Genomic DNA, 22,940 nt, shown 5'->3' on the forward strand with positions numbered 1-22,940 from the left:
ATTCCGTTCCGCATAGCAAAGGGGTTCGTCATGACCTTCCTCGTCACCGGTGCCACCGGGACCGTCGGCCGTCTCGTCGTCGAGGAGCTTCTCGCAGCCGGGCAGCAGGTGCGCGCCCTGACCAGGACCCCCGCCAAGGCCGCACTTCCCGAGGGTGTCGAGGTCGTCGCCGGCGACCTCGCCCGGCTCGACTCACTGGACGGCGTCTTCGACGGCGTCGAGGCCGCGCACCTCATCAACTTCGCGGGCGACGACTACTCGCCCCTGCCGGACGGCGCCGGCCTGGTGAAGCTGGTCGCCGAGGCGGGCGTGCGCAGGATCACGGTGCTCGGCGGGCGCGCCGAGGGCGAGCTGGAGCAGGCGCTGGACGCCGCGGGCATCGAGTGGACACTGCTCCAGCCGGGCGAGTTCATGTCCAACACGCTGCGCTGGTGGGCGCAGACGATCAAGAAGGAAGGCGTCATCAGGGAGCCGTTCGCCGACCGGCTGAGCTCGCTGGTGCACGAACGCGACATCGCCGCCGTGGCCGCGACGGTGCTGGTCGAGGGGGGACACCACGGGGAGACGCTCCCGCTGACCGGGCCGGAGGCGATCACGCTCAAGGAGAAGGTCGCGATCCTGGCCGCGGCCATCGGCAGGGACGTGCGGTTCGTGGAGCTGACCGTGGACGAGGCGCGAGCCAAGTGGCTCGCGGACGGCATGGGCGAGGAGACCGTCGAGTTCCTCGTCGACGCGCTCGGCAACACGCCCGAAATCGGTTACACCGTGCTCCCGACCGTGAAGGAGATCACCGGCCGGGAGGCGCGCGGCTTCGCTCAGTGGGCGGCGGAGAACGCCGACGCGTTCCGCGAGTGATCGGTGACCTCGGGGAAGTCCTCGACCGGTGTGTTCCTGCCCCGCAGGTGCCGGTCGAGGAAGCTCGACAGGTGAGCGCGGGTGATCTCCAGCGCCCGCGCGCCGTCGAGCTCCTGCGAGGGGATGCCGAGCGGCCGCCTGAGCACGGCGTAGTCGACGAAGGCCGAATGATCGCTCCCCGTCACCGTGATCCAGCGCTTCCAGCCGGTCATCCCGGCCCAGGACTTCTTCCACGAATCGTCGGTCCCGTCGGGGGCGTGCGACTTCGGGGCCCCGATGAGCAGGAACGGTCGTTCCAGCCGCTCCACGAGCGGCTGGAACGTGCCGTCCAGGTTGACGCCGGCCTTGATCCGCGTGTCCGCCGCCATGGCGTGGGCGGCGCTGTTGCCGCCCATCGAGTGGCCGACCATGGCGATGCGCGACCGGTCGATCGACCGGCCCCAACGGCCCTTGACCAGCTCGTCCAGCACGAACCGCACGTCGGTCACCCGGCTCGCCGCGACCTTTGCGCCGTCCTGGCCCTTCACGCAGGCCAGGCAGGTGGTGGTCCGGCCGTCGGGGAACGTGGTGCCGACCGACTCGTAGGTGTGCTCCACAGCCGCGACCAGGTACCCCCTGCTGGCGAAATCCTCCGCCAGCGAGGTCAGGGTGGCGCGCGGGAAGCTGAATCCGGGCGACATCACGACGAGCGGCAGGCGGCCCTTCCGCACGGGGGCGTCGAGCCCGGCGTGCGTCCTGACCTTGGTGAGCGCGTCCGGGGCGACGTCAGGGTAGGACTTGAGGACCGCGGCCGACTCCTGCGGGGTCAGGTACGGCGCCCGCTTCCCGCCGGCCTTCAGAGCCGGGTACCAGAGCGTGACCATGAGTTCTCGCTTGTCCGCCTCGGGGTTCCAGGGGTCGGGGCGACTGGAGTCGATCAGGTGCAGGCTGGTCATGCCGACGGGCTTCGGGCCGGTCGGCTCCGGAAGGGCGAGATCGGTCGCCGGCGCGGCCGGCGTGCTGAGGACGATCAATGACGTGGTGAGAATCTTGAGCATGGGTCCCAGGCTGGCGGCCCGCGACTCCCGGCCGTCCGCTCCGATCGTCGATCAGCGCTTACTACTTTCGTCGTAAAGCCCTTTCCGGTCGGACCCATACGCTGGGCCCATGCGGTTCGTTCTTCTCGGCGCGGGTGTGTTCGCTCTCTCGCTGCCCGTCCTGCACGGGCAGGCCGGGGTACCGTCGAGTCTCCCCCTCCCGGTGCTGGTGACCGTCGCCACGGCGGCTGGGCTGGCCGCCTGGTGGGCACGGCGGTCCTGGTGGCCGCTGGCCGCCGTGGGCGCCGTCACGTACGCGTGGCTGGTGATGTGGCCGCCGCTGCTGGTCGCCTCTTACTACGCCGGCCGCTCGTTGAGCGGGAGGCGCCACATCGCCGCCTACCTCGGCGGCTGCCTCGTGGTGTGGGGGATCTCCGCGCTGGTCGGCGAGTGGCAGGACGGCCTGCAGGAGGTCCTGACCGCGGGCTTGGGCAACGCGGTGTTCATGGCGCTGGCCGTGATCGGGCTGCCGTTCGCGCTCGGCCTCTGGGTACGCGCCCGCGTCGAGGTCCAGCGGCGCGCGGAACGCGAGCAGGTCATGCGGGCCGAACAGGCCAGGGCACAGGAGCGGGCCAGGATCGCCAGGGAGATGCACGACGTCGTCGCGCACCGGGTCTCCTTGATCGTGCTGCACGCCGGCGCCCTGGAGGTGCGGGCGGCCGACGAGGAGACCGTGCGGACGGCCGCCATGATCGGTGGGATCGGGCGGGAGGCGCTGGCCAACCTGCGTGACGTGCTCGGCGTGCTGCGCTCGTCCGCGACGGACACCGAGCCGCCGCCCACGCTCGCGGACCTCGACCGGCTGCTCGACCAGTCCAGAGCGCTCGGCATCGCCGTGACCAGGCACGACGAGGGTGAGGAGCGGGCCATGGAGCCGGCGGTGGAGCGGACCGCGTACCGGGTTGTCCAGGAGGCGCTCACCAACGTGCACAAGCACGCCGGGGACGCCCGCACGGACGTGCGCATCCGCTACGGCGCCGGCGAGTTGGAGGTGGAGGTGCGCAACCAGGCGTCGCGGTCGCCGCGCCAGGAGCTTCCGGGCGCGGGCTGGGGGCTCGTGGGACTGCGCGAGCGGGTCGAGCTGCTCGGCGGCACGTTGCGCACCAGCGCCCAGGACGGCGGCGGCTTCCTGGTCAGCGCGAGGATCCCGGCGAGCGGGGCGGCGCTCCCGGTGACCGGCGACCGGCGGCCGGCATGATCAGGGTGCTCGTGGTCGACGACGAGGAGCTCGTGCGGTCGGGGCTGCGGCTGATCCTGGAGGCGGCCGGCGACATCGTGGTCGTCGGCGAGGCCCGCGACGGGGCGGAAGCGGTGTCGGCGGCGGACCGGCTGCGGCCCGAGGTCGTGCTGATGGACGTGCGCATGCCGGGCATGGACGGCCTGACCGCCGCCGCGCGCCTGCTGTCCCGCCCCGGCGCGCCCAAGCTGGTGATGCTGACGACGTTCGACCTGGACGAGTACGTGCACGAGGCGCTCCGTCTGGGCGCGGTCGGGTTCCTGCTCAAGGACACCCCGCCCAGGGAGCTGGCCGCCGCCGTCCGCACGGTCGCGGACGGCCAGGCCATGCTCTCCCCTTCGGTCACCAAGCGCCTGATCGCCTCATACGCGAACCGCGCCCCCTCCCGCGCCGAGGCCGCCCGCAGGCAGCTGGCCGGGCTCACCGGCCGGGAGGAGGACGTGATCAGGGCGCTCGCCCGCGGCCTGTCCAACGCCGAGATCGGCCGCGAGCTACGCCTGACGGAGGCCACGGTGAAGGCGCACGTCAGCCGCGTGCTGGCCAAGCTGGGCCTGGCCAACCGGGTCCAGGCGGCCATCCTGGTCCACGACGCCGACCTGGGCTGACCGCGATGCCGGTCGGTCAGCACCCTGATCGACGCCGGCATCACCGTCACCCACGCTCACGTCCAGCCGGCGATCAGGCCGAAGGCGGCGATGAACAGCGCGAAGCACAGCACCATCACCAAGGCGCCCGCCAGATTCGTGAAGACCGAGCCGCGCCCGCCGGGCGACAGCCAGGACGCGAAGATTCTGTTGACGAGAGGCATCATCACCCACGTGAGGAGGGCGACGCTCAATACGTTGCTCATGAACATGGCGAGGTATCCGGGCAGGCGTGCCGCCTCGAACGCGCGGCCGATCGTCAAATTCAGGATCATCACCGTGGGATAGAGGCTCAGCAGCACGGACATGGCCTGCTTCCAGTTGGGCGGGGGTTCTCGCGCCGTCCTCCCGCCGTCGAACCGGAACCAGCCGCTGAACGCCGACTTGACCGTACGCACGTCGTAGTCGGCGAAGTAGTCGTGCCCCTCGTCCAGGAGTTTCTTACGGGTGCCGGACCCCAGCCAGTCGTCGAGGTGCTCGCGGGTGTCGTAGCGGAACATGACGACCCAGTGCTCCTGAACACCCGGCACGGGTTCGAACGCTTCGAACCCCAGGAATCCGGGAAACCTCTCCTGCGCCTTGCGCGCCTTGTCCTGCCATCGCAGGAAATCACGCTCACGGCCCGGCCGCACGTTATGGGAGATCACTGCCGTGACCGCCTCCCGGGCCGGCCGTTCCCCTGCCAGGACCTCCAGTTCCGACGGCTCCTCCAACAGCGGGCGAACCTCGTCGAGCAGTCTTCTTCGCGTTTCCGAGTCGAGCCATCGCGTCAATTCATCGGTACTCGAGAAGCGGAACACGACCACCCAGGCATGCTGCTCACCAGAAATTGGCGGATAAACTTCCGAGCCCTCGAAACCGGCAAAGGAGCGCATGGTGTCATTTATTTTCTGCTGCCACCGCCGATAGTCCTCCTCGCGGCCTTCGCGGACTTTCGAGGAGATCACCACGGTGGCGACGCCACCTCCGGGTCCGCGGTGCACATGAGGCTTCACCTGGGCAAGTGTAGTCCAGAGCACTCAGGGAAGAAATGCGGCGACGAATCGTCCACAACGGTTGATCACGTCAAATTTTCAGCCGCCTTTTACCTGCCGGAGGTCATCAAATGACGCCCAAGGATTTCATGGCCGAAGCTGTACGGCTCGCCACCGAATCGGTGACGCATGGCTGGGGCGGTCCGTTCGGCGCGGTCATCGTCAAGGACGGAGAAATTCTGGCCCGCGGGCAGAATCGCGTCCTTCTCACCGGCGATCCGACCGCGCACGGCGAAGTCGAGGCGATCCGCAAGGCCATTCAGGTCCTGAATCCGGAGGCGCCCTCCGTCCCGGAGGAACACCAGAACGAGTCGACGCTCGAGCTCGTACCGCGCCCAGAAGGGTCGCCCGACCCGCTGCCCGAGCGGGCCAGGATGCTCATGGGCTGTTCCCTCTACACGAGCGGCTATCCGTGCCCGATGTGCATGAGCGCCATTTACTGGTCGAGGATCGACGCCGTGCACTTCAGCGCGGACCTGGAGGCGACCCGGAAGATAGGTTTCGACGACGCCTTCCAGTACGAAGACTTCACGAAACCCTACGACCAGCGCAAGATCGAGCTGGATCAGATTCATCCCGAGCTCGGCGCCGAAGCGTACGCGGCTTGGGCGAACAAGCCCGACCATCACCCGTACTGAAGTCAGGCCTCACCGGCCGTGTCGGCGTAATAGCAGGCCGCCTGCGCCTCGGGCACCGCGGGCAGGATGGCCAGCGGCTGCGCGCGGCACTTGGCGTCCACCCCCACCTCTGCCGCCCGGCCGGAGGCGAGCACCTGGCAGCGAGCGTGGAAGCGGCACCCGCCGGGGATCCGCGTCGGGTCCGGCGGCTCGCCGGTCAGCACCACCCGCTCCGGAGACTCCGGCAGCACCGACATGAGCGCCTGCGTGTAGGGATGCCGCGGCGCGGTCAGCACCTGCTCGACCGGCCCGGACTCGACGATCCTGCCCAGGTACATCACGGCCACCCGGTCCGCGATGTTCCAGGCCAGCCCCAGGTCGTGGGTGACGACCAGGGCCGACAGCCCCAACTCCTCCCTGAGCTTGAGCAGCAGCGCCAGGATCTCGCCGCGTACGGAGGCGTCGAGAGAGGCCACCGGCTCGTCGGCGATCAGCACCTTCGGGTCGAGCGCCAGCGCGCCGGCGATCACCACGCGCTGCCGCTGCCCGCCGGACAGCTCGTGCGGGTACCGCAGGAAGAACCGGTCCGGCGGCCGCAGGCCCGCTCTGGACAGGGCCGAGGCCACGACCTCCCGCTCGTCCGGCAGGCCGTGGATGCGCGGCCCTTCGGCGACGGCCTCGTACACCGTGTGCCGGGGGTTGAGCGAGCCCGTCGGGTCCTGCAGGACGAGCTGCACCTCCCTGCGGTAGGCCTTGAGCGCCTTGCTGCGGTAGTCCAGCGCGGCGCCGGCGTAGCGCACCTCGCCGGAGGTGGGGCGTTCGAGGCCGAGCAGCGTGCGGGCCAGCGTGGTCTTGCCGCAGCCGGACTCGCCCACCAGCGCGACGATCTCGCCCTCGCCGATGGCCAGGTTCACGCCGTCCACGGCACGGGCGCGGCGGCCGCGCGAGGCGAACTCCACGTGCAGGTCGCGGGCCTCCAGCAGGGTCGGCCGGGTTGTCGAGACCGCCTCAGCGGCGGTCTGGGTCTCGGTCAAGAGGCCTCCTGTACATGCACGCACGCAGCCGTACGGCCCTTGCCGGCCGGCCACAGCTCCACGTCCATGGTCGCGCACCCGTCCAGCGCGACCGGGCAACGCGGGTGGAACGAGCAACCTGCCGGGAGCTCCATCGGGTCGGGCGGGTCGCCGCCGAGCCCCTTGGGCGCCAGCCGCGAGGCCGGGTCGCCCACCGTGGGGAACGCCGCCGCCAGCGCCCGGCTGTAGGGGTGCTTGGCGTCGTGGAACACCTCGTGAGAGGGGCCGTGTTCGACGACGCGGCCGGCGTACATGACCGCGAGCTGGTCGCAGACGTCGGCGAGCACCGACAGGTCGTGCGAGATCATGATCAGCGAGATGTCGTGCTCGGCCACCAGCTCCTTGATCAGCGTCAGGACCTGGGCCTGCACCATCACGTCGAGCGCCGTGGTCGGCTCGTCGGCGATGATCAGCCGCGGCGAGCAGGCCAGCGCCATCGCGATCATCACGCGCTGCCGCTGCCCTCCCGACAGCTCGTGCGGGTAGCTGCGGGCCCGCCAGGCCGGCAGGCCGACCTGTTCGAGCAGCTCGGCCGCGCGCTTGCGGGCGCTGTCCGGCTTGGCCAGGTTGTGGACGAGCAGCGGCTCGGCGATCTGCTCCCCGATCCTGCGTACCGGGTTGAGCCCGTGCTGGGCGCCCTGGAACACGATCGAGGCCTCCGCCCAGCGCACCGCCCGCATGCGGCCCCACTTCATGGTGAGGACGTCCTCACCGTCGAGCAGGATCCGGCCGCCGACGCGCGCGTCCCGGGGCAGAAGCCGGAGCAGCGCCATGGCCAGCGTCGACTTGCCGGATCCCGACTCGCCGGCGACTCCGAGTGCCGCTCCGGAGCCGAGGCTCAGCGACACGCCCCGCACCGCGGGGACCTCGCCCGAGGCTATGCGGTACGTCACCGACACGTCGTCGAGTTCGAGCAAACTCATGCGACCGACTCCGTCGCTCGCATGAGTTTGAAACTGCTGTATCTAATTGTTCTCTCGCTTCGCTCGCTCACGTGACCCTCCTGAGCCGTGGGTTGAGCACGGCCTCCAGTGCCCGTCCCACCAGGGTGAACGCCATGACGACGGCGAGGATGGCCAGACCGGGGATGAGGATGTACCACCACGCGCCCTTCGTGGCCGCGCCGAAGTCGTAGGAGGCGCGCAGCATGGTCCCCCAGGAGGTCTTGTTCGCGCTGGCACCGAGAAAGGCCAGCGTGGACTCGGTCACGATCGCGCTGGCGACCTCCAGCGTGGTGCTGGCCAGCAGCAGCGGCGCCACGTTGGGCAGCACGTGCCTGGTCGTGATGTGCCAGTGTCCGGCGCCGAGCGCCTTCGACCGCTCGATGTACGGCCGCGCCTCGACGGCGAGCGTCTGCGCTCTGATCAGGCGGGCCGTCGCGGGCCACGTCGTGATCCCGATCGCCATGATGATCGTGAATGTGCTGCCGCCCAGGATGGCCGCCAGCACCAGCGCCGTGACCAGGGACGGGAGCACCAGGAACCAGTCGGTCACCCGCATGAGCGTGCCGCCGAGCCAGCCGCGGAAATGGCCTGCCGCGACGCCGACGAGCAGCCCGATCACGACGCTGAGCAGCGCGGCGAGGAAGCCGATGAGCAGCGACGTGCGCGAGCCCCACCACACCATGAGCAGGATCGAGCGGCCCGACTCGTCGGTGCCGAAGGGCTCGCTGAGGCTCGGTGACGCCCACTTCTGCCCGGTTCCGCGCACGACGCTGGTCACGTCCTCGCCGATGAACAGCGGTGCCAAGAGGGCGAGTGCCACGGCGACGACGAGCGTCACCAAGCCGATCATGCCGCCCCGGTGGCGGCGGAACTCGGCCCAGAAGCGGCTCATCGCGAGCCGCCTGCGGGCGGCGGCGACGCTCGTCATGCCGACCTCACCCTCGGGTCGAGCACGTGGTAGACCACGTCCGCCAGCGTGTTCATGACGACCACCGCCACGGTGATCAGCAAGAACGTGCCCTGCATGAGCGTGAAGTCAGGCACCCGGACCGCCTCGTAGAACAGCTGGCCGAGCCCTGGCCAGGTGTAGATCGTCTCGACGGTGACCGCGCCTCCGACCACGAAGCCGATGCGCAGGAAGACCAGTGTCACCGTGGGCAGCAGCGCGTTGGGCACCGCGTGCCGGCGGCGTACCTCGTCGTCGCGCAGCCCTTTGGCGCGGGCCACGGTGACGTAGTCCTGGCTGACCTCCTCCAGCAGCGACGACCGCATGACGAGGAGGTACTGCGCGTACACCACGGCCACCAGCGTCAGGCACGGCAGCACCATGTGGGAGGCCACGTCCAGCACGTACGCGAACCCGTCGGGCGCGTCCACGCTCTCGATGCCTCTGAACGGGAACAGGCCGGGGATCGGCCCGATGCCGACCCCGAACACCATCATCAGCAGCAGCCCGAGCCAGAACGTCGGCACCGACCACAGCAGCAGCGACGCGCCGGTGGAGAAGCGGTCGAACCTGCTGCCGTGCCGCCACCCGGCCCGCGTGCCCTGCCAGATGCCGAGGCTGACCGCGATGACCAGGCCCGTGCCGGCCAGCAGCAGCGTCGGGCCGATCCGCTCGCCGATCAGGTCGAGCACCGGCCGCTTGTACTCGTACGACGTGCCGAGGTCCAGGCGGAGCGTCTTGCCGACGAAGTCGAAGAACTGCTCGATCAGCGGCTTGTCCAGGCCGAGCCGTCGCCGTTCCAGGTCAAGCTGCGCGGGGGTCATGTTGCGGCCCTGCGCGAGGTTGCGTACGGGATCGCCGGGAAGCAGCCGGAACAGGAAGAACGTGCCGACGATCACCATGGCGATGCTGAACAGCGCCCCACCGGCCTTCGACAGCGCGTACTGCAGCGTGCCGCGGTGGGTGGGGCGCTCATCACCAGGGCCCGCCGCCTGGACGGCGGGCTCTGCTGCTTCTAGCGGTGTTGTCATTCGCGCTCGTCCGCGGCACCCTTGCGCCGCCTGGTCGCGAGGAAGGCCACCAGGCCCACGGCCACCACGCCGCCGACGATCCCGGCGATGAGGCCGGTGTTGGAGCCGCCGCCGGCCGCGCCGCCGCCCGCCGCCGTGGCCTTGACGTCCACGGTGTAGAAGGGCCAGTAGCCGCTGCCGCCGTACAGGAGGCCCTTGTCCTCGGGGATCGGGGTGATGCTGGTGATGCGGTCCTTGCGGTAGCCCTCGAGGTCGTTCGGGTAGTAGATGGCGATGATCGGGGCCTGGGTGTAGAGCCGCTCCTGCATCTGCTTGAGGATCTCGGCGCGCTTGGGCCGGTCGAGCTCCTTCAGCTGATCCTGGTAGAGCTTCTCGAAGGTCTTGTCGCAGAAGAACGACTCGGTGCCGCCGCCCTCGCCGTTCGGGGCCGGCCTGCGGCTGCACAGGTGCGTGGCCATGACCTCTTCGGGGTCGGGGTTGACCGACCAGCCGCTGATGGCGATGTCGAACGTGCCGGCGATGCCGGTCTGCTCGCTGAACTTGCTGGAGTCGAGCTTCACGGTGGTCAGCGTGATGCCGACCTCCTTGAAGAAGCCGGCCAGATATTCGGCGAGCTTGTCCTCGATCGGCGTGTCGGTGTGGATGGTGAAGCGGAACTCCAGCTTGCGCTCGCCGTCGGGCATCGTGCGGACACCGTCGGCGCCCTTCTTGTAGCCGGCGTCGTCGAGGATCTGGTTCGCCTTGGCGGGGTCGTAGGTGACCTTGGTGTCGCCGGAGGCCTCCCAGAAGAAGTCCTTGTACATCGGCGGCACGATCGAGCCGTCGGCCGGCTTGGCCAGGCCGTTCTGGACCTCGTCGACCAGCTTCTGCTTGTCGATGGCGTGGTGCAGTGCCTGGCGGACCTTGACGTCCTTCAGCGCCGGGTGGCCGTCGCCGACGGGCTTGTCGTCGGTGGTGGTGGCGCCGTGGTTGATCTGCAGGTACGCCGCGCGCCGGCCCTGGGTGTTCCACGCCTCGATGTTCGCGTTGTTCTGGATGGCCTCGAACTCGGGCGGCTGCAGGCGGCCGATCAGGTCGATGTCACCCTTCTGCAGGCCCGCGATGGCGGCCTGCGGGTTGTCGTAGAAGATGACCTGCAGCTCGTCGATCTTCGGCTTGCCCCGCCAGTAGTTGGGGTTGGCCTGCAGCTTGACGTGCTGGTCCTTCTTGTGCTCGACGGCGATGTACGGGCCGCTGCTCACGCTCGGGTACTTCTCGGCGTCGTAGTTGGCCATGTCGGTCACCGACTCCCAGACATGCTTGGGCATGATCGGGACCGGGTTCTCCAGCATGGACGCCTGCGGGGACTTGAGCTTGATCGTCAGGTCCTGGCCGCTGGCCGTGACGCTCTCGAAGTTCTCCACCGCCGGGCCGTTGGCCGTCTTGGCGGCCTCGTCCGTCATCATCTTGTTGAACGTCCAGGCCGCGTCCTCGGCCGTGATCGGCTTGCCGTCCGACCACTTGGCGGCGCGGATCTTGAACGTCCACGTCAGCCCGTCCTCGGACGTGTCCCACGACTCGGCCAGGTCGGCGCTGGGCTGGAGGGTCTTGGAGTCGGGAACCGTGAGGTAGCCGTACATCCAGCGGTGGATCGACGTCGAGACCAGGCGGACGGCCAGGAACGGGTTCATCGAGTCCATGGACTGCGTCGCGCCGACCCGTACCGTCTTCTTCCCCGCCGCCGGGTCCTGGGCAAGGGCCGCTGTGGTGCCCTGACCTGCCACTAAGAGCGCTACGCCCAGCGTCGCCAGGCGCGCGAACCATTTCCTCATGAGTGCCTCACCTTCAGGCAGGGGGTTCCTGTGTAGAGAAAGGCACACCATACGAAGACCGCGTGTCAACGCGCTCCGGAAAATTGTTTCATCTTCGTTTCCTTTGGCGGTGTAAATTTTCAGTGCGCTTGGGACTACCGTGAGCTGGTGCCCCGCCTGCCCGTCCTTGTCGCCGCCGCCCTCACCGTGGCGGCCGGGCTGGGGGCGCGGCTGCTGTGGGACGGACCGGTCCCGAAGTACGCCGGGGACGCGCTCTACACCGTGCTGATCTACACGCTCGTCCTGCTCGCCCGACCCAGCGTACGACCGCGGGTAGCGGCGCTGCTCGCCGCCGGCCTGAGCTGGGCGATCGAGTTCGCTCAGCTCGGGGACATCCCGGCGGTGCTTCGGCCGGTGCTGGGCAGCACGTTCAACGCTCCCGACCTGCTCTGGTACGCGGTGGGCGCGGCCGCCGCGTGGGCCGCGCACACGCTCTGGCTCAGGCGGCGACCGCCCGGACGCCCTCGACCAGGTTGATCATCGCTCAGCATCTTTTTCAGTTCAGCACTGAAAGATCCGGCGCGACAATACATGGAGGTATTTCAGCGCGCAACATTTGATAGGTTGCGGGTCCATGAAGTGGCTCAGCGAGGAGGAGCAGCAGGCCTGGCGGGCGTTCGGGACGGCGACCCGTCTGCTCAACGAGCGCCTCGATCGCGATCTGCAGGCCGCGGGCATGCCGCTCACCTACTACGAGTTGCTGGTCATGCTGTCGGAGGCGCCGGACGGGACGTTGCGGATGGCGGAGCTGGCGCGGTGGACCAGGTCCAAACCGAGCCGCATCTCGCACGCGGTCAACAAACTGGAGCAGGCCGGCTGGATCCGGCGTGAGCACTACACCGAGGACCGGCGCGGATGGCTGGCCGTGCTCACGGACGAGGGTCTGGAGGCCCTGCGGGCGGCGGCTCCCCGGCACGTCACCAGCGTGCGCGCCCACCTGATCGACGCGCTCAGCCCGGAGCAGTTGCGCCAGCTGGAGGAGATCAGCCGGACCCTGCTCGATCATCTGGGCGAGTAGGGCGCCGCCGTGGGTTACACATTGATGGGCCTCCGCCGGCTCACGGCGAAGCCGGCGGAGGCCTGAGAGCACATCGTCAGTGGCAACCGCCGGAGCCGCAGCACGACCCGCCGGCCTGCGGCAGGAGTTCAGCCGTGCCGACCAGCGTGTAGCCGGCCTCGGTCACGGCGGCGTCCACCAGCGCCCAGTCCAGCGGCGCCGAAGTCGTCACGGTCACGGCCCCGGACGCCAGGTCCACCTCGACTCCGTGGACCCCGGCCACCTTGCCGACCTCCTCGGTCACGGAGTTGACGCAGTGGCCGCAGGTCATGCCCTCAACGTGGAACGTCGTCACAGTCATGACGCCCATCATATACCCCATAGGGGTAAAGGCGCATACATTGGACCCGGCCGGATAGGTGGAGGAAAACACGTGAGAGGGAGGGTTCACATGCTGAACGGCAAGACCATCGCGTTCCTGGTCGCTCCCGAGGGAGTCGAGCAGGTGGAGCTCACCGAACCGTGGAAGGCGGTCAAGCAGGCAGGTGGGACGCCGACGCTCGTCTCCACCGGCTCCGGCCAGATCCAGGCGTTCAGTCACCTCGACAAGGCGGACACCTTCGCCGTGGACGACACGGTGGACGGCGCCGATCCGGCCTCCTTCGACGGCCTCGTGCTCCCCGGGGGTGTCGCGAACCCCGACTTCCTGCGTACGGTGCCGCAGGCCGTGCGGTTCGTCCACGCCTTCTTCGACGCGGGCAAGCCGGTGGCGGCCATCTGCCACGCCCCCTGGACCCTGGTCGAGGCGGACGTGGTGCGCGGACGTACGCTCACGTCCTGGCCCAGCCTCCGGACGGACCTCCGCAACGCCGGGGCCACCTGGGTGGATGAGGAGGTCGTGGTATGCACGGCCGGCCCGAACACGCTGGTGACCAGCCGCAAGCCGGACGACCTCAAGGCGTTCTGCCAGGCGGCGACCGACGCGTTCGGCCAGTGAGATCACACCCGTGGCCTCCGGGCCACGGGTGTCATGACGGCAACGAAACTCGCCTGTAACACCTTGTCACCCGACAGGAAATGGTCTAGATGTAGTCCAATTGGAGCGTCCTCCGCGCCCCCCAAGGAGACCTCATGACCATTGACGAGGATTCCAGGCGACTTGCCGAGCTCGGCTACAAGCAGGAGCTGGCCCGCACCTGGAGTGGATTCTCGAACTTCGCCATCTCCTTCTCCATCATCTCGATCCTCGCCGGCTGCTTCACGACCTTCGGACAGGCCTGGAACAACGGCGGCCCCGTCGCCATCTCATGGGGCTGGCCGATCATCTCCTTGTTCATCCTGATCATCGGCTTCTGCATGTCGGAACTGGTGTCCGCGTACCCGACGGCGGGCGGCATCTACTGGTGGGCCGCCAAGATGGGCAAGCCGATCCACGGCTGGTTCACCGGCTGGCTCAACCTCATCGGCCTCATCGCCGTCACCGCGTCGGTCGACTACGGCTGCGCGACGTTCCTCAACATCACCCTCAACCGGCTGACCGGCGGCGCGTGGGAGGCCACGCTCCCCCAGGCGTTCCTGCTGTTCGTGATCATCCTGGCGCTGCACGCCCTGATCAACATCTACAGCCACAAGCTCATCTCACTGCTGCAGAACGTCTCGGTCTGGTGGCACGTCGCGGGCGCCGTGATCATCGTCGCCATCCTGGTCTTCGCACCCAGCCAGCACCAGTCGGCCGACTTCGTCTTCTTCGGCACCAACAACACCTCCGGCTTCGGCGACGGCTCCGAGGGGCTCCCCTTCTGGCTGTACGTGCTGCCGCTCGGCTTCCTGCTCACCCAGTACACGATCACCGGCTTCGACGCCTGCGCCCACGTGTCGGAAGAGACCCAGGGCGCGGCCAAGTCGGCGGCGCGCGGCCTGTGGCAGTCGATCTTCTACTCGGCGATCGGCGGCTGGATCCTGCTGCTGGCGTTCCTGTTCGCGGCGACGGACGTGGACGCGATCAACAAGGGCGGCGGGTTCGTCGGGACCATCTTCGAGACCGCGCTCTCCTCGCCGCTGGCCACGGCGATCTTCGCGATCTCCACGATCGGGCAGTTCTTCTGCGGAATGAGCTGCGTGACGTCGATGTCGCGGATGACGTACGCGTTCTCGCGTGACGGCGCCATTCCCGGCTGGCGACTGTGGTCCAAGGTGGACCGCAACCGCACCCCGGTCAACGCGATCCTCATGGGATGCGTGGTGGCCGCCCTGATCACCCTGCCTGCCCTGTACGCCCCTCCCGGACTGACCACCCCGGTCGCCTTCTACGCCGTCGTGTCGATCGCGGTCATCGGCCTCTACCTGGCGTTCCTCATCCCGATCTGGCTACGGCTGCGCATGGGCGACAAGTTCGAGCCCGGCCCGTGGACCCTCGGCCGGAAATATCGGGTTTTGTGCTGGATCGCCTGCATCGAGATCGTGATCGTCTCGATCTACTTCATCATGCCGTTCTCCCCGGCCGGCGTGCCCGGCAACAAGGACTTCGCCTGGACGTCGGTCAACTACGCGCCGATCGCGGTCGGCGTCGTCCTGATCGGCATCGCCCTGTGGTGGACCCTGTCGGCCAAGCACTGGTTCACCGGCCCGCGCCGCACCGTCGACGAGGTCCCGTCGGCCTGACGCCTTCGCACATGGGTACGGCTCCGCGCGAGCCGTACCCATCTGCTTGCAGGCTGCTCGCGCTCACAACGCCGACGTGCAGCTGTTTCCGCACAGCTGACCCGGCGGTCAGGAGGCCTCGAAGGCGGCGGCCACGGCCGCCCGCACCTCGCTCATGGCGATGGAGCCCAGCTCACGCTTGAGCGAGGTCATGTCCACGTCCGGCATCCCGCAGGCGACCGCCCAGTTCCACGGTGTCAGGTCGCCGTCCACGTTGAGCGCGAAGCCGTGGCTGGTGACGCCCCGGCTCTGCCGCATGCCGATCGAGACGATCTTGCGTCCGGTCTCCACGGTCCAGACGCCGGTGAGCAATTCGGAACCCGGTGGCGTGTCGCGCCGCTCGGCCGGCAACCCCAGCTTGCCCAGCGCCTCCACCAGCCGCAGCTCCACCTCGCGTACGTAGTCGACGATGCCCTGGTCCTCGTCCAGCTTGACGATCAGGTAGCCGACGAGCTGGCCCGGCCCGTGGTAGGTGAGCTGGCCGCCGCGGCCCGTCTCGACCACGGGGATGCCGCGTGACGGGTCCGGCAGGTGGGTCATCGGCGTGCGGCGGCCGACGGTGTAGACGGACGGGTGGCTGAGCAGCCAGAGCGTGTCGGGCCGCTCGTCCCGCTGGCGCTGCCCGACGAGGTCGGTCATGCGCTCCATCGCCGTGTCGTACTCGACGAGATCGTCCTGAATGAGTGTCAGCAGCCTTGCCCTCATGCTTTCGAGGATAAGCCGCGTCCCGAGCCGCAGGCGCACGACCTGCGAGCGGTGCCCCTTCACCCTGCCGACGGGGACGAAGGGCGCGGAAACCCCGTTGCCCGGCCGGAACGATGCTGTCAGGATCCCGGGCATGCCCACCTTCTCCGCGCCCGACGGGACCGAACTCGCCTACCACGCGTACGGCGACGGACCTCCGGTGATCTGCCTGCCGGGCGGCCCGACGCGGGTGGCCTATCTCGGCGACCTCGGCGGCCTTCCCGCACACCGGCGGATGATCGCGCTGGATCTTCGGGGCACCGGCGGGTCCGCGAGGCCGGACGACGTCACCTCCTATCGCTGCGACCGCATGGTCGAGGACGTGGAAGCCCTCCGCGCGCATCTCGGTCTCGAGCGCATGGATCTGCTCGCGCACTGCGGCGGAGCGAACCTGGCGGTGCAGTACGCGGCCCGCCATCCCGCCCGCGTCTCCAGACTCGCCCTGGTCACGCCGAGCACCAAGGCCGTCGACATCCCGATCAGCGGGGAGCTGCGACGCGCGGTCGCGCGGCTGCGTGCCGGCGAGCCCTGGTTCCCGGCGGCATTCGCCGCCCTGGAGGCCATCGGGGCGGGCCGGGCCACCGAGGCGGATTGGACGGCCATCACGCCGTTCACGTACGGCCGATGGGACTCGGCGGCGCAGGCCCACCATGTGGCCGAGGGCGAAGATCAGAACCGCGAGGCCGCGGCCGGCTTCGCCGCCGAGGGCGCCTTCGACCCGGACGTCACGCGGGCGGCGCTGGCCGCGTTCGGCGCGCCGGTCCTGGTGCTTGCCGGAGAACTGGACATCGCCGCCCCGCCGGCTGTCATGGCCGAATTCGCCACGCTGTTCCCCAACGCCACACTGGTCGTCCAGCCCGAGGCGGGCCACTACCCCTGGCTCGACGCCCCCGACCGGTTCGTGAAGATCATCGCTGAGTTCCTCTCCTAGGGTTCGCGCCGAGGCGCCGACCCGGACCTCACACCGGCCATCGGCACACGCGGCGGCGTCGGTGACGTCTGCCGCCGCGGGCAGCTCGGGCGAGGCCCGGGTGGTGGCCGATGCGAGGATCGGCCACACGCGCCGGGGGCCGGTCCAGGAGAAGCTACGCGGCGCGGTATTCCTTCGGCTCCTCCGGGATGAGGATCCACATGACGACGTAGACGACCCACAGCGGCCCAGGAATGAGCGACAGGAGCAGCCAGAGGATCCGGACGAGCGTGGGCGGCAGGCCCATCTTGTCGGCGAGGCCCCCGCATACCCCGGCTATGATCCTGTGCTCTCGTGAGCGGTACATGATGTTCCCTCCGTTTTTCGACCTACCTCAAAAACGGACAGCAAGGCCGCAGGACTCCCGTCAGGAACCCTGAGAAAACCCTGTAAGGGTCAGCCATTCATGTGCCATGCCCAGATGATGGCTGGTCAGTCCGCGTGTGGGGTCCACGTGCACGAGCAGGAAATCGTCGAGACCCTGATGCACCCTGAGGTACTCCTCGTCCTCGGCCCACACCTGGTCGTCGAACCAGACGAACGGCCGCCGCCCCGCGTACGCCGCCACGTGCGGGGTCTTGAACATCTCCCCGCGTTCGCTGAGGACGTCGGTGCTGACGGGGATGACGGGCAGCGAGGGCAGGCCGATCCTGGGGGCGATCCAGTCGTTGGCGTGGTGCTCCCAGGTGGTCGCCCAGACCAGCTCGGCGCCGGTGGCCTCGGCCAGCTCCAGGAGCCGGCGGCCGTGCCGGGGGTTGAGGTGCACGGTGTAGACCTCGCCGGCGATCGTGCACCGATAGCGCCGGTAGTCGGGCGTGGGCCGGCCCATCGGGTTGAGGACGCCGTCCACGTCGAGCAGCAGCAGCGGCTTCACGGGGCGGCTCCGGCGCGGAATTTCTGCGGGCTGATCCCCCGCACCCGCTTGAAGGCCGCGCTGAGCGCGAACGGGCTGCCGTACCCGACCTTCCTGGCCACCGAGCCGACCGTGGCGTCGGGCTCGCGCAGCAGGTCGGCGGCCAGCGCCAGCCGCCAGTCGGTGAGGAAGGCCATCGGCGGCTCGCCGACCAGCTCGGTGAAGCGCCTGGCGAGCGACGCCCTGGAGACGCCCACCTCGGCGGCCAGCGAGGCGACCGTCCACGGGTGGGCGGGGTTGTTGTGCAGCATGCGCATGGCCTTGCCGACCACGGGGTCGCCCATGGCGCGGTACCAGCCCGGCGCCTCATGGGTGGCGAACCACGATCGCAGGACCGCGATGAGCAGCAGGTCGAGCAGCCGGTCCAGGACCGCCTCCTGCCCCGGCTCGTCCTTGACGATCTCGGCTCCGAGCAGCGAGATGAGCAGCCCGCCGGGCTGGACGATCATCGGGGGCAGCGCCTCCAGCAGCCGCCGGCTGACCTCGCCCTCCATCGAGTACGCGCCGGTCAACAGCACGGTGTCGCCGTCCGGGTTGTTGCCCCACGTCCGCACGCCCAGGTCCATGGCCTCGTAGAGGGACTCGCCGTCGAGTGTGGTGCAGTGCTGGCCGGGGTGGATGACGATCTGCGGCTCGGTGGCGGGGTCGTCGGCCACGACGTACGGATCCGGCCCCCGGTTGATCACCACATCGCCCGGCCGCAGCCGCACGGGCTCGCCCTTCCCGGGCAGGATCCACGCGCCCCCGCGCACCACCGCCGTCAACGCCAGCGGGGACTCGTCCTGGATGCGCATCGACCACGGCGAATCCAGGATGCTGCGGAGCAGGAAGGCGCCGCGGGCGCGCGGGCCGTCGAGCAGTGCCGCGAGTTGGTCCATGGCGTAGACGATCGCATATGGGAATGCGCCTCTCAACCATGGAGAGTCTGATGGGTATGGCGGCTTACTGGACGCATGACGATTCTGATTACGAGCGGCACGGGCAAGACCGGCCGCCGCATCGCTGACCGGCTCACCGCTCTCGGCCTGCCCGTGCGGATCGGGTCCCGCTCCTCCACCCCGCCCTTCGACTGGAACGACCGCTCCACCTGGCCGGCCGCGCTCGACGGCGTCACGGCCGCGTACCTCGCCTACTACCCCGACCTGACCTTCCCCGGCGCGTACGAGGACATCAGGGCGTTCACCGAGCTCGCGGTACGCGGCGGCGTCCGGCGGCTGGTGCTGCTGTCGGGCCGCGGCGAGGAGGGGGCGCTGGCGAGCGAGCGCACGGTGCGGGAGTCGGGCGCGGAGTGGACGATCCTCCGCTGCAGCTGGTTCATGCAGAACTTCAGCGAGGACTTCCTCCTGGGCGCGGTCCGCGAGGGCGTCATCGCACTGCCCGCCGCAGACGTGCCGGAGCCGTTCCTGGACGTGGAGGACATCGCCGACGTGGCGACGGTCGCGCTCAGCCGGGACGGCCACGCGGGCAAGCTGTACGAGCTGACGGGGCCGCGGCTGCTGACGTTCGCGCAGGTGGCCGAGGAGTTGTCGGAGGCGACCGGCAGGCGGATCACGTTCGTCCGCGTGACACGTGAGGAGTTCGTCGCCGCCGCCGCCGCGCAGGGGGCCACGAAGGATGAGGCAGAGAACCTGTCCGCGATGTTCACCGAGATCCTCGACGGCCGCAACGCCAGTGTGGCCGACGGCGTACAGCAGGCGATCGGCCGCCCTGCCCGGGACTTCGCCGACTTCGCCAGGGCCAACGCCAAGATCTGGGCTGAATGATCAGAGCCGGCCGCGGGACTCGGCCACGTCTGGCCGAGGGCATGGTCCCAGCTGTAGTGCCGTACGTCAGCCGGGCCGACGTGACATATGTCAGCCGGCCCGGACCACTTTCGCCGGATCCCACCCGGGCCGCGGCACCGAATCCAGCAGCAGCCGGGTGTAGGAATGCTCAGGCTCGGCCAGCACCCGCTCCACCGGCCCCCGCTCGACCACCACGCCCCGATGCAGCACCAGCGTCTGCTCGCACAGATGCCGCACCACGGCCAGATCGTGGCTGACGAACAGCAGGGCGACCCCCGAGTCCCGGCGCACCTGGGCGAGCAGTTCCAGGATCTGCGCCTGGATCGACACGTCGAGCGCGGCCACCGCCTCGTCCAGCACGAGCACCGACGGCTCCACCGCCAGCGCCCGCGCGATGGCCAGGCGCTGGCGCTGGCCGCCGCTGAGCTGGTGCGGCCGCGCCCCGGCCTCACGTGTGCCGAGCCCGACCTGGTCCAGCAGCTCGGCGGCGCGTGAACGGTCCCCGCCGTGCAGCCGGAGCGCGGTGTGCAGGCATTCGGCCGCGGTGAGCCGGGGGTCGAGCGATACGTACGGGTCCTGGAAGACCATCTGGATCTCCCTGGCGCGGCGCAGCCGCGCCTCCTTGCCCCGCTCGCGAGGGCCCCGCACCCGCCCGTCCACGGTGATCGTGCCCGAGTCCGGGGTGACGAGGCCGACGAGCATGCGGGCGATGGTCGTCTTGCCCGACCCCGACTCGCCCACCAGGCCGAGCGAGCCGCCGGAGGGCAGCTCGAAGGAGACCCGGTCGGCCGCCACGGTCCCGTGGAAGGACTTGCACAGATCGTCTACGGCCAGCATCAGACCTCCAAGCAGGCGGCGAACCCGCCCGACACGGCAATGGGCTCCGGCCGCCATTCAGCGCACGCGTCCACAGCCTGTGGACACCGCGGCGCGAACGGGCATCCGTCGAACGCGTCGTCCAGCGACGGCGGCCGCCCCGGAATGGGCCGGATCGGCCGGGGGTCGGTCAGCTCTGGAGTGCAGGCCAGCAACCCCGCCGTGTACGGATGCCGCGGATCGTCGAACAACTCCTTGGCCGGCCGCGACTCCACCACCGTCCCGGCGTACAGCACGTGCACCCGATCGCAGAACGCGGCGGCCAGGTGCAGGTCGTGGGTGATGAACAACATGCCGAGCTCCCGCTCGGCCTGGATACGGCGCAGCAGGGCGAGCGTCTCGGCCTGCGTGGTCACGTCGAGCGCGCTCGTCGCCTCGTCGGCCAGCAGCAGCGCGGGGTCGGCGGCCAGCGCGGCGGCGATGACCACGCGCTGCAGCATGCCGCCGGACAACTCGTGCGGGTACTGCCGCATCCGCAACTCGGGATCGTGCATGCCGACCGCCGCCAGCAGCTCCAGCGCCCGCGCGCGGGCCTCCGCCTTGGGCCGGCCCAGCGTGAGCACCATGCGCTCGGTCAGGAAGTCGCCGATCCTGCGGACCGGGTTGAGCGACGAGCGCGGATCCTGGTAGATCATCGACACCTGCGACGCCCGCAGGTCCCTGAGCGCGGCCGGGCCCATGGTGAGCACGTCCTCGCCGGAGACCAGCACGCGCCCGGACATCCGGGATTCCTCCGGCAGCAGGCGCAGCACCGAGCGGGCGATCGTGGACTTGCCCGAGCCGGACTCGCCGACCAGGCCCACGATCTCGCCCTTGCCGACGGTGAGCGACACCTCGTGCAGGATCGGCCGCCGGCCGCCCGCCTCGATCGTCAGCCCTTCGACGGACAGCAGCATCACGACCCCCTCACGCCCATGCGGTCGGCGAGGCGCACGCCGATCACGTTGAACGACACGACCACCAGCGCGATGGCCGCGCCCGGCACCAGCACGGGCAGGAACGCGCCCTGCACGATCGCAGGCTGCCCCTCCTTGACCATGAGCCCCCAGTCGGACGACGGCGGTTGCGCGCCGAAGCCGAGGAAGCTCAGCGTGGCCAGGCTCATCAGCCCCTCGCCGAACAGCACGACCAGGTAGCCGACGATCGATCGCGCCATGTTCGGCACCAGGTGCCGTACGCAGATCGTCAGGCCGCCCATGCCCTGGACGCGGTAGGCGTCGATGTACGGCTTGGCGCACTCGCCGAGCGCGACGCTCCTGGTGTATTTGGCGATCGTCGGCGCGTAGGCCAGGCCCAGCGCGATGACCGCCGTCGTCATGCCGTTGCCGAACACGGCCACGATCAGCACCACGAACAGCAGCCCGGGGAAGGCGTACATGACGTCAGTCACCCGGGAGACGACGGCGTCCACCCAGCCCCGGTGCCAGGCGGCCAGCGTGCCCAGGGCCACCCCGAGCACCGAGGCGATGGCCAGCAGCGCCAGCGGGCCGATCAGCGACGTGCGGGCGCCGTACAGGACCCTGGTGAGCAGGTCGCGACCGGACTGGTCGGCGCCGAGCAGGTGCTCCGGGGACATCGGCGCCAGCGTGGCGGCGAAGTCGACCGCGTCCGGCTCGTACGGCGTCACCAGCGGCGCCAGCGCCGCCCCGGCCACGACCAGCCCGAGGAACGCGGCGGCCAGCCGGTAGCCGAACGGGCTGGCCGCCCTCGGGGACAGCGTCGCGACGGCCGTCATGCCCGCCTCCTCACTCTGGGGTCGATCAACGGTTGCAGCAGGTCGACCAGCGTGGTCACGGCGACGTACGCGGCGACCATGAGCAGCAGCACCGCCTGCGTCACCGGGAAGTCGTGCGTGTTGATGGCGTTGACCAGCAGCGAGCCGATGCCGTTGAGCCCGAAAGCGGTCTCCACGGTCACCGTCCCGGCCAGCATGCCCGCCGTGACCAGCCCGCACATGGTCACGATCGGCCCGAGCGCGCCCCTGAACACGTGTCTGACCACGATCGAGCGCTCGGACAGCCCGGACGCGCGGGCCACGGTCACGTGGTCGAGCTCGCGCTGCTCGACCATGGACTGCCGGGTGACACGGCTGATGATGGCCAGCGCGCCCAGCGCCAGCGTCACGGCGGGCAGCGTCAGGTGCCACAGCGACCCGCCGCCCATGACGGGAAACCATCCGAGCTGCACGCCGAACAGCGAGATCAGCGCGGTGGCGACCACGAACGGCGGCACGGAGGTGGCGAACGTCGTGCCCGCCACCACCGCCGCGTCCGTGCGCCCGCCGCGCACCGCCGCCAGCACCCCGAGGGCGACACCGAACACCACGAACAACACCGACGCGTACGCCACCAGGACGAGCGTGTTCGGCAGCCGGGCCATCATCAGGTCGGCGACCTGATCGTTGTACTGCAACGACCGGCCGAGGTTCCCGGTCACCGCGTCGCCCAGCCACCGGCCGTACTGCACCAGGAAGGGGTCGTCGAGGTGGTATTGGGCGCGGATCGCGGCGAGGTATTCGGGCGTGAGGTTCTCCTTGCCGCCCGCCAGGAACGTGACCGGGTCACCGGGGGCCGCGTACGACGCCCCGAAGATCACGAACGAGGTGGCGAGCAACGTGGCGAGCAGCCCGGCCAGCTTGCGGATCACGGC

Annotated in this window: 26 protein-coding genes; 10 read left to right on the forward strand and 16 right to left on the reverse strand. The window is 69.7% G+C overall.

The genetic code is table 11. The features are described from left to right. Positions 1-30 precede the first annotated feature (30 nt). On the forward strand, positions 31-855 hold the full coding sequence (locus ACIBX3_RS46895) for an NmrA family NAD(P)-binding protein (protein ID WP_397127173.1): 825 nt from the start codon (positions 31-33) through the stop codon (positions 853-855). Here the strand turns inward: ACIBX3_RS46895 and ACIBX3_RS46900 are convergent. Then, positions 816-1,892 carry an alpha/beta hydrolase family protein gene (locus tag ACIBX3_RS46900; protein WP_397127174.1) on the reverse strand — a complete coding sequence of 359 codons (1,077 nt, stop codon included), beginning with the start codon at positions 1,890-1,892 and terminating at the stop codon, positions 816-818. The genes ACIBX3_RS46895 and ACIBX3_RS46900 overlap by 40 nt on opposite strands. A 109-nt stretch (positions 1,893-2,001) precedes the next feature. On the opposite strand from ACIBX3_RS46900, the gene ACIBX3_RS46905 reads away from it, so the two are divergent. Together ACIBX3_RS46905 and ACIBX3_RS46910 are read left to right on the forward strand one after the other, a co-directional pair. Then, positions 2,002-3,129: a sensor histidine kinase gene (locus ACIBX3_RS46905; RefSeq protein ID WP_397127175.1), complete on the forward strand. Its 1,128-nt coding sequence runs from the start codon at positions 2,002-2,004 to the stop codon at positions 3,127-3,129. Then, positions 3,126-3,773, forward strand: coding sequence for a response regulator (locus ACIBX3_RS46910; protein ID WP_397127176.1), 648 nt, complete (start codon positions 3,126-3,128; stop codon positions 3,771-3,773). Before ACIBX3_RS46905 ends, ACIBX3_RS46910 begins: the two co-directional genes overlap by 4 nt. Positions 3,774-3,829: 56 nt before the next feature. Here ACIBX3_RS46910 and ACIBX3_RS46915 read toward each other — a convergent pair whose 3' ends face one another. Continuing rightward, positions 3,830-4,807 (reverse strand): antibiotic biosynthesis monooxygenase, encoded by a 978-nt coding sequence (locus ACIBX3_RS46915; RefSeq protein ID WP_397127177.1) that lies wholly within the window; start codon positions 4,805-4,807, stop codon positions 3,830-3,832. 110 nt (positions 4,808-4,917) lie between these two features. Between ACIBX3_RS46915 and ACIBX3_RS46920 the strand changes: the two genes are divergently transcribed. Then, positions 4,918-5,484 carry a nucleoside deaminase gene (locus ACIBX3_RS46920; protein WP_397127178.1) on the forward strand — a complete coding sequence of 189 codons (567 nt, stop codon included), beginning with the start codon at positions 4,918-4,920 and terminating at the stop codon, positions 5,482-5,484. Positions 5,485-5,486: 2 nt separating this feature from the next. On the opposite strand, the gene ACIBX3_RS46925 is transcribed toward ACIBX3_RS46920, so the two are convergent. From ACIBX3_RS46925 to ACIBX3_RS46945, 5 genes are all read right to left on the reverse strand, one after another. Next, complete coding sequence (locus ACIBX3_RS46925) at positions 5,487-6,497, reverse strand: ABC transporter ATP-binding protein (RefSeq protein ID WP_397127179.1); 1,011 nt, start codon at positions 6,495-6,497, stop codon at positions 5,487-5,489. Continuing rightward, entirely contained in the window at positions 6,494-7,459 is a 966-nt protein-coding gene (locus ACIBX3_RS46930; RefSeq protein ID WP_397127180.1) for an ABC transporter ATP-binding protein, read from the reverse strand. The genes ACIBX3_RS46925 and ACIBX3_RS46930 overlap by 4 nt, the downstream gene beginning before the upstream one ends. Positions 7,460-7,526: 67 nt before the next feature. Beyond that, on the reverse strand, positions 7,527-8,408 hold the full coding sequence (locus ACIBX3_RS46935) for an ABC transporter permease (protein WP_397127182.1): 882 nt from the start codon (positions 8,406-8,408) through the stop codon (positions 7,527-7,529). Continuing rightward, positions 8,405-9,457, reverse strand: a complete 1,053-nt coding sequence (locus tag ACIBX3_RS46940) for an ABC transporter permease (RefSeq protein ID WP_397127183.1) — start codon at positions 9,455-9,457, stop codon at positions 8,405-8,407. The genes ACIBX3_RS46935 and ACIBX3_RS46940 overlap by 4 nt, the downstream gene beginning before the upstream one ends. Further along, positions 9,454-11,268 (reverse strand): ABC transporter substrate-binding protein, encoded by a 1,815-nt coding sequence (locus ACIBX3_RS46945; RefSeq protein ID WP_397127184.1) that lies wholly within the window; start codon positions 11,266-11,268, stop codon positions 9,454-9,456. The genes ACIBX3_RS46940 and ACIBX3_RS46945 overlap by 4 nt, the downstream gene beginning before the upstream one ends. Positions 11,269-11,415: 147 nt before the next feature. Between ACIBX3_RS46945 and ACIBX3_RS46950 the strand changes: the two genes are divergently transcribed. After that, on the forward strand, positions 11,416-11,784 hold the full coding sequence (locus ACIBX3_RS46950) for a DUF2809 domain-containing protein (RefSeq protein ID WP_397127185.1): 369 nt from the start codon (positions 11,416-11,418) through the stop codon (positions 11,782-11,784). Positions 11,785-11,881: 97 nt separating this feature from the next. Further along, positions 11,882-12,325 carry a MarR family winged helix-turn-helix transcriptional regulator gene (locus tag ACIBX3_RS46955; RefSeq protein ID WP_397127186.1) on the forward strand — a complete coding sequence of 148 codons (444 nt, stop codon included), beginning with the start codon at positions 11,882-11,884 and terminating at the stop codon, positions 12,323-12,325. 76 nt (positions 12,326-12,401) lie between these two features. Here ACIBX3_RS46955 and ACIBX3_RS46960 read toward each other — a convergent pair whose 3' ends face one another. Further along, entirely contained in the window at positions 12,402-12,665 is a 264-nt protein-coding gene (locus tag ACIBX3_RS46960; protein ID WP_397127188.1) for a heavy-metal-associated domain-containing protein, read from the reverse strand. Positions 12,666-12,755: 90 nt separating this feature from the next. Here ACIBX3_RS46960 and ACIBX3_RS46965 point away from each other — a divergent pair, with 90 nt between their 5' ends. After that, a complete protein-coding gene (locus ACIBX3_RS46965) occupies positions 12,756-13,301 on the forward strand; it encodes a type 1 glutamine amidotransferase domain-containing protein (RefSeq protein ID WP_397127189.1) in 546 nt (181 codons plus the stop codon). A gap of 134 nt (positions 13,302-13,435) precedes the next feature. Then, on the forward strand, positions 13,436-14,965 hold the full coding sequence (locus tag ACIBX3_RS46970) for an amino acid permease (RefSeq protein ID WP_397127190.1): 1,530 nt from the start codon (positions 13,436-13,438) through the stop codon (positions 14,963-14,965). Positions 14,966-15,073: 108 nt separating this feature from the next. On the opposite strand, the gene lipB is transcribed toward ACIBX3_RS46970, so the two are convergent. Then, positions 15,074-15,709 carry a lipoyl(octanoyl) transferase LipB gene (gene lipB / locus ACIBX3_RS46975; RefSeq protein ID WP_397127191.1) on the reverse strand — a complete coding sequence of 212 codons (636 nt, stop codon included), beginning with the start codon at positions 15,707-15,709 and terminating at the stop codon, positions 15,074-15,076. 133 nt (positions 15,710-15,842) lie between these two features. Between lipB and ACIBX3_RS46980 the strand changes: the two genes are divergently transcribed. After that, positions 15,843-16,679 (forward strand): alpha/beta fold hydrolase, encoded by an 837-nt coding sequence (locus ACIBX3_RS46980; protein WP_397127192.1) that lies wholly within the window; start codon positions 15,843-15,845, stop codon positions 16,677-16,679. A gap of 154 nt (positions 16,680-16,833) precedes the next feature. On the opposite strand, the gene ACIBX3_RS46985 is transcribed toward ACIBX3_RS46980, so the two are convergent. Genes ACIBX3_RS46985 through ACIBX3_RS46995 form a run of 3 tightly spaced genes read right to left on the reverse strand, consistent with a single transcriptional unit; the run spans position 16,834 to position 18,509 of the window. Then, on the reverse strand, positions 16,834-17,025 hold the full coding sequence (locus ACIBX3_RS46985) for a PspC domain-containing protein (protein WP_397127193.1): 192 nt from the start codon (positions 17,023-17,025) through the stop codon (positions 16,834-16,836). Between the two features lie 60 nt (positions 17,026-17,085). After that, positions 17,086-17,592 carry an HAD domain-containing protein gene (locus ACIBX3_RS46990; RefSeq protein ID WP_397127194.1) on the reverse strand — a complete coding sequence of 169 codons (507 nt, stop codon included), beginning with the start codon at positions 17,590-17,592 and terminating at the stop codon, positions 17,086-17,088. After that, on the reverse strand, positions 17,589-18,509 hold the full coding sequence (locus ACIBX3_RS46995) for an AraC family transcriptional regulator (RefSeq protein ID WP_397127195.1): 921 nt from the start codon (positions 18,507-18,509) through the stop codon (positions 17,589-17,591). The genes ACIBX3_RS46990 and ACIBX3_RS46995 overlap by 4 nt, the downstream gene beginning before the upstream one ends. A gap of 75 nt (positions 18,510-18,584) precedes the next feature. Here ACIBX3_RS46995 and ACIBX3_RS47000 point away from each other — a divergent pair, with 75 nt between their 5' ends. Next, positions 18,585-19,394, forward strand: a complete 810-nt coding sequence (locus ACIBX3_RS47000; protein ID WP_397127196.1) for an NmrA family NAD(P)-binding protein — start codon at positions 18,585-18,587, stop codon at positions 19,392-19,394. Between the two features lie 90 nt (positions 19,395-19,484). Here ACIBX3_RS47000 and ACIBX3_RS47005 read toward each other — a convergent pair whose 3' ends face one another. From ACIBX3_RS47005 to ACIBX3_RS47020, 4 genes are read right to left on the reverse strand one after another with little or no spacing between them, the layout of a single operon-like run. Then, on the reverse strand, positions 19,485-20,252 hold the full coding sequence (locus ACIBX3_RS47005; RefSeq protein ID WP_397127197.1) for an ABC transporter ATP-binding protein: 768 nt from the start codon (positions 20,250-20,252) through the stop codon (positions 19,485-19,487). After that, positions 20,252-21,187: an ABC transporter ATP-binding protein gene (locus ACIBX3_RS47010; protein ID WP_397127199.1), complete on the reverse strand. Its 936-nt coding sequence runs from the start codon at positions 21,185-21,187 to the stop codon at positions 20,252-20,254. The genes ACIBX3_RS47005 and ACIBX3_RS47010 overlap by 1 nt, the downstream gene beginning before the upstream one ends. Then, entirely contained in the window at positions 21,187-22,026 is an 840-nt protein-coding gene (locus ACIBX3_RS47015; protein WP_397127200.1) for an ABC transporter permease, read from the reverse strand. The genes ACIBX3_RS47010 and ACIBX3_RS47015 overlap by 1 nt, the downstream gene beginning before the upstream one ends. Then, the gene (locus ACIBX3_RS47020) at positions 22,023-22,937 is read right to left on the reverse strand and encodes an ABC transporter permease (RefSeq protein WP_397127201.1); all 915 of its coding nucleotides are present in this window, start codon (positions 22,935-22,937) and stop codon (positions 22,023-22,025) included. Before ACIBX3_RS47020 ends, ACIBX3_RS47015 begins: the two co-directional genes overlap by 4 nt. Positions 22,938-22,940 lie beyond the last annotated feature (3 nt).

Source organism: Nonomuraea sp. NPDC049480 (assembly GCF_044465905.1).
Lineage (GTDB): Bacteria > Actinomycetota > Actinomycetes > Streptosporangiales > Streptosporangiaceae > Nonomuraea.

Bases quoted from the DNA above. Each gene is read 5' to 3' on its own strand.
- ACIBX3_RS46910 (WP_397127176.1), top strand. From the start codon at position 3,126: ATGATCAGGGTGCTCGTGGTCGACGACGAGGAGCTCGTGCGGTCGGGG.
- lipB (WP_397127191.1), bottom strand. From the start codon at position 15,709: ATGAGGGCAAGGCTGCTGACACTCATTCAGGACGATCTCGTCGAGTAC.
- ACIBX3_RS46955 (WP_397127186.1), top strand. From the start codon at position 11,882: ATGAAGTGGCTCAGCGAGGAGGAGCAGCAGGCCTGGCGGGCGTTCGGG.
- ACIBX3_RS46980 (WP_397127192.1), top strand. From the start codon at position 15,843: ATGCCCACCTTCTCCGCGCCCGACGGGACCGAACTCGCCTACCACGCG.
- ACIBX3_RS47010 (WP_397127199.1), bottom strand. From the start codon at position 21,187: ATGCTGCTGTCCGTCGAAGGGCTGACGATCGAGGCGGGCGGCCGGCGG.
- ACIBX3_RS46940 (WP_397127183.1), bottom strand. From the start codon at position 9,457: ATGACAACACCGCTAGAAGCAGCAGAGCCCGCCGTCCAGGCGGCGGGC.
- ACIBX3_RS46985 (WP_397127193.1), bottom strand. From the start codon at position 17,025: ATGTACCGCTCACGAGAGCACAGGATCATAGCCGGGGTATGCGGGGGC.
- ACIBX3_RS46920 (WP_397127178.1), top strand. From the start codon at position 4,918: ATGACGCCCAAGGATTTCATGGCCGAAGCTGTACGGCTCGCCACCGAA.
- ACIBX3_RS47005 (WP_397127197.1), bottom strand. From the start codon at position 20,252: ATGCTGGCCGTAGACGATCTGTGCAAGTCCTTCCACGGGACCGTGGCG.
- ACIBX3_RS46935 (WP_397127182.1), bottom strand. From the start codon at position 8,408: ATGACGAGCGTCGCCGCCGCCCGCAGGCGGCTCGCGATGAGCCGCTTC.
- ACIBX3_RS47015 (WP_397127200.1), bottom strand. From the start codon at position 22,026: ATGACGGCCGTCGCGACGCTGTCCCCGAGGGCGGCCAGCCCGTTCGGC.
- ACIBX3_RS46945 (WP_397127184.1), bottom strand. From the start codon at position 11,268: ATGAGGAAATGGTTCGCGCGCCTGGCGACGCTGGGCGTAGCGCTCTTA.
- ACIBX3_RS46965 (WP_397127189.1), top strand. From the start codon at position 12,756: ATGCTGAACGGCAAGACCATCGCGTTCCTGGTCGCTCCCGAGGGAGTC.
- ACIBX3_RS46960 (WP_397127188.1), bottom strand. From the start codon at position 12,665: ATGACTGTGACGACGTTCCACGTTGAGGGCATGACCTGCGGCCACTGC.
- ACIBX3_RS47000 (WP_397127196.1), top strand. From the start codon at position 18,585: ATGACGATTCTGATTACGAGCGGCACGGGCAAGACCGGCCGCCGCATC.
- ACIBX3_RS46930 (WP_397127180.1), bottom strand. From the start codon at position 7,459: ATGAGTTTGCTCGAACTCGACGACGTGTCGGTGACGTACCGCATAGCC.
- ACIBX3_RS46905 (WP_397127175.1), top strand. From the start codon at position 2,002: ATGCGGTTCGTTCTTCTCGGCGCGGGTGTGTTCGCTCTCTCGCTGCCC.
- ACIBX3_RS46970 (WP_397127190.1), top strand. From the start codon at position 13,436: ATGACCATTGACGAGGATTCCAGGCGACTTGCCGAGCTCGGCTACAAG.
- ACIBX3_RS46895 (WP_397127173.1), top strand. From the start codon at position 31: ATGACCTTCCTCGTCACCGGTGCCACCGGGACCGTCGGCCGTCTCGTC.
- ACIBX3_RS46995 (WP_397127195.1), bottom strand. From the start codon at position 18,509: ATGGACCAACTCGCGGCACTGCTCGACGGCCCGCGCGCCCGCGGCGCC.
- ACIBX3_RS46900 (WP_397127174.1), bottom strand. From the start codon at position 1,892: ATGCTCAAGATTCTCACCACGTCATTGATCGTCCTCAGCACGCCGGCC.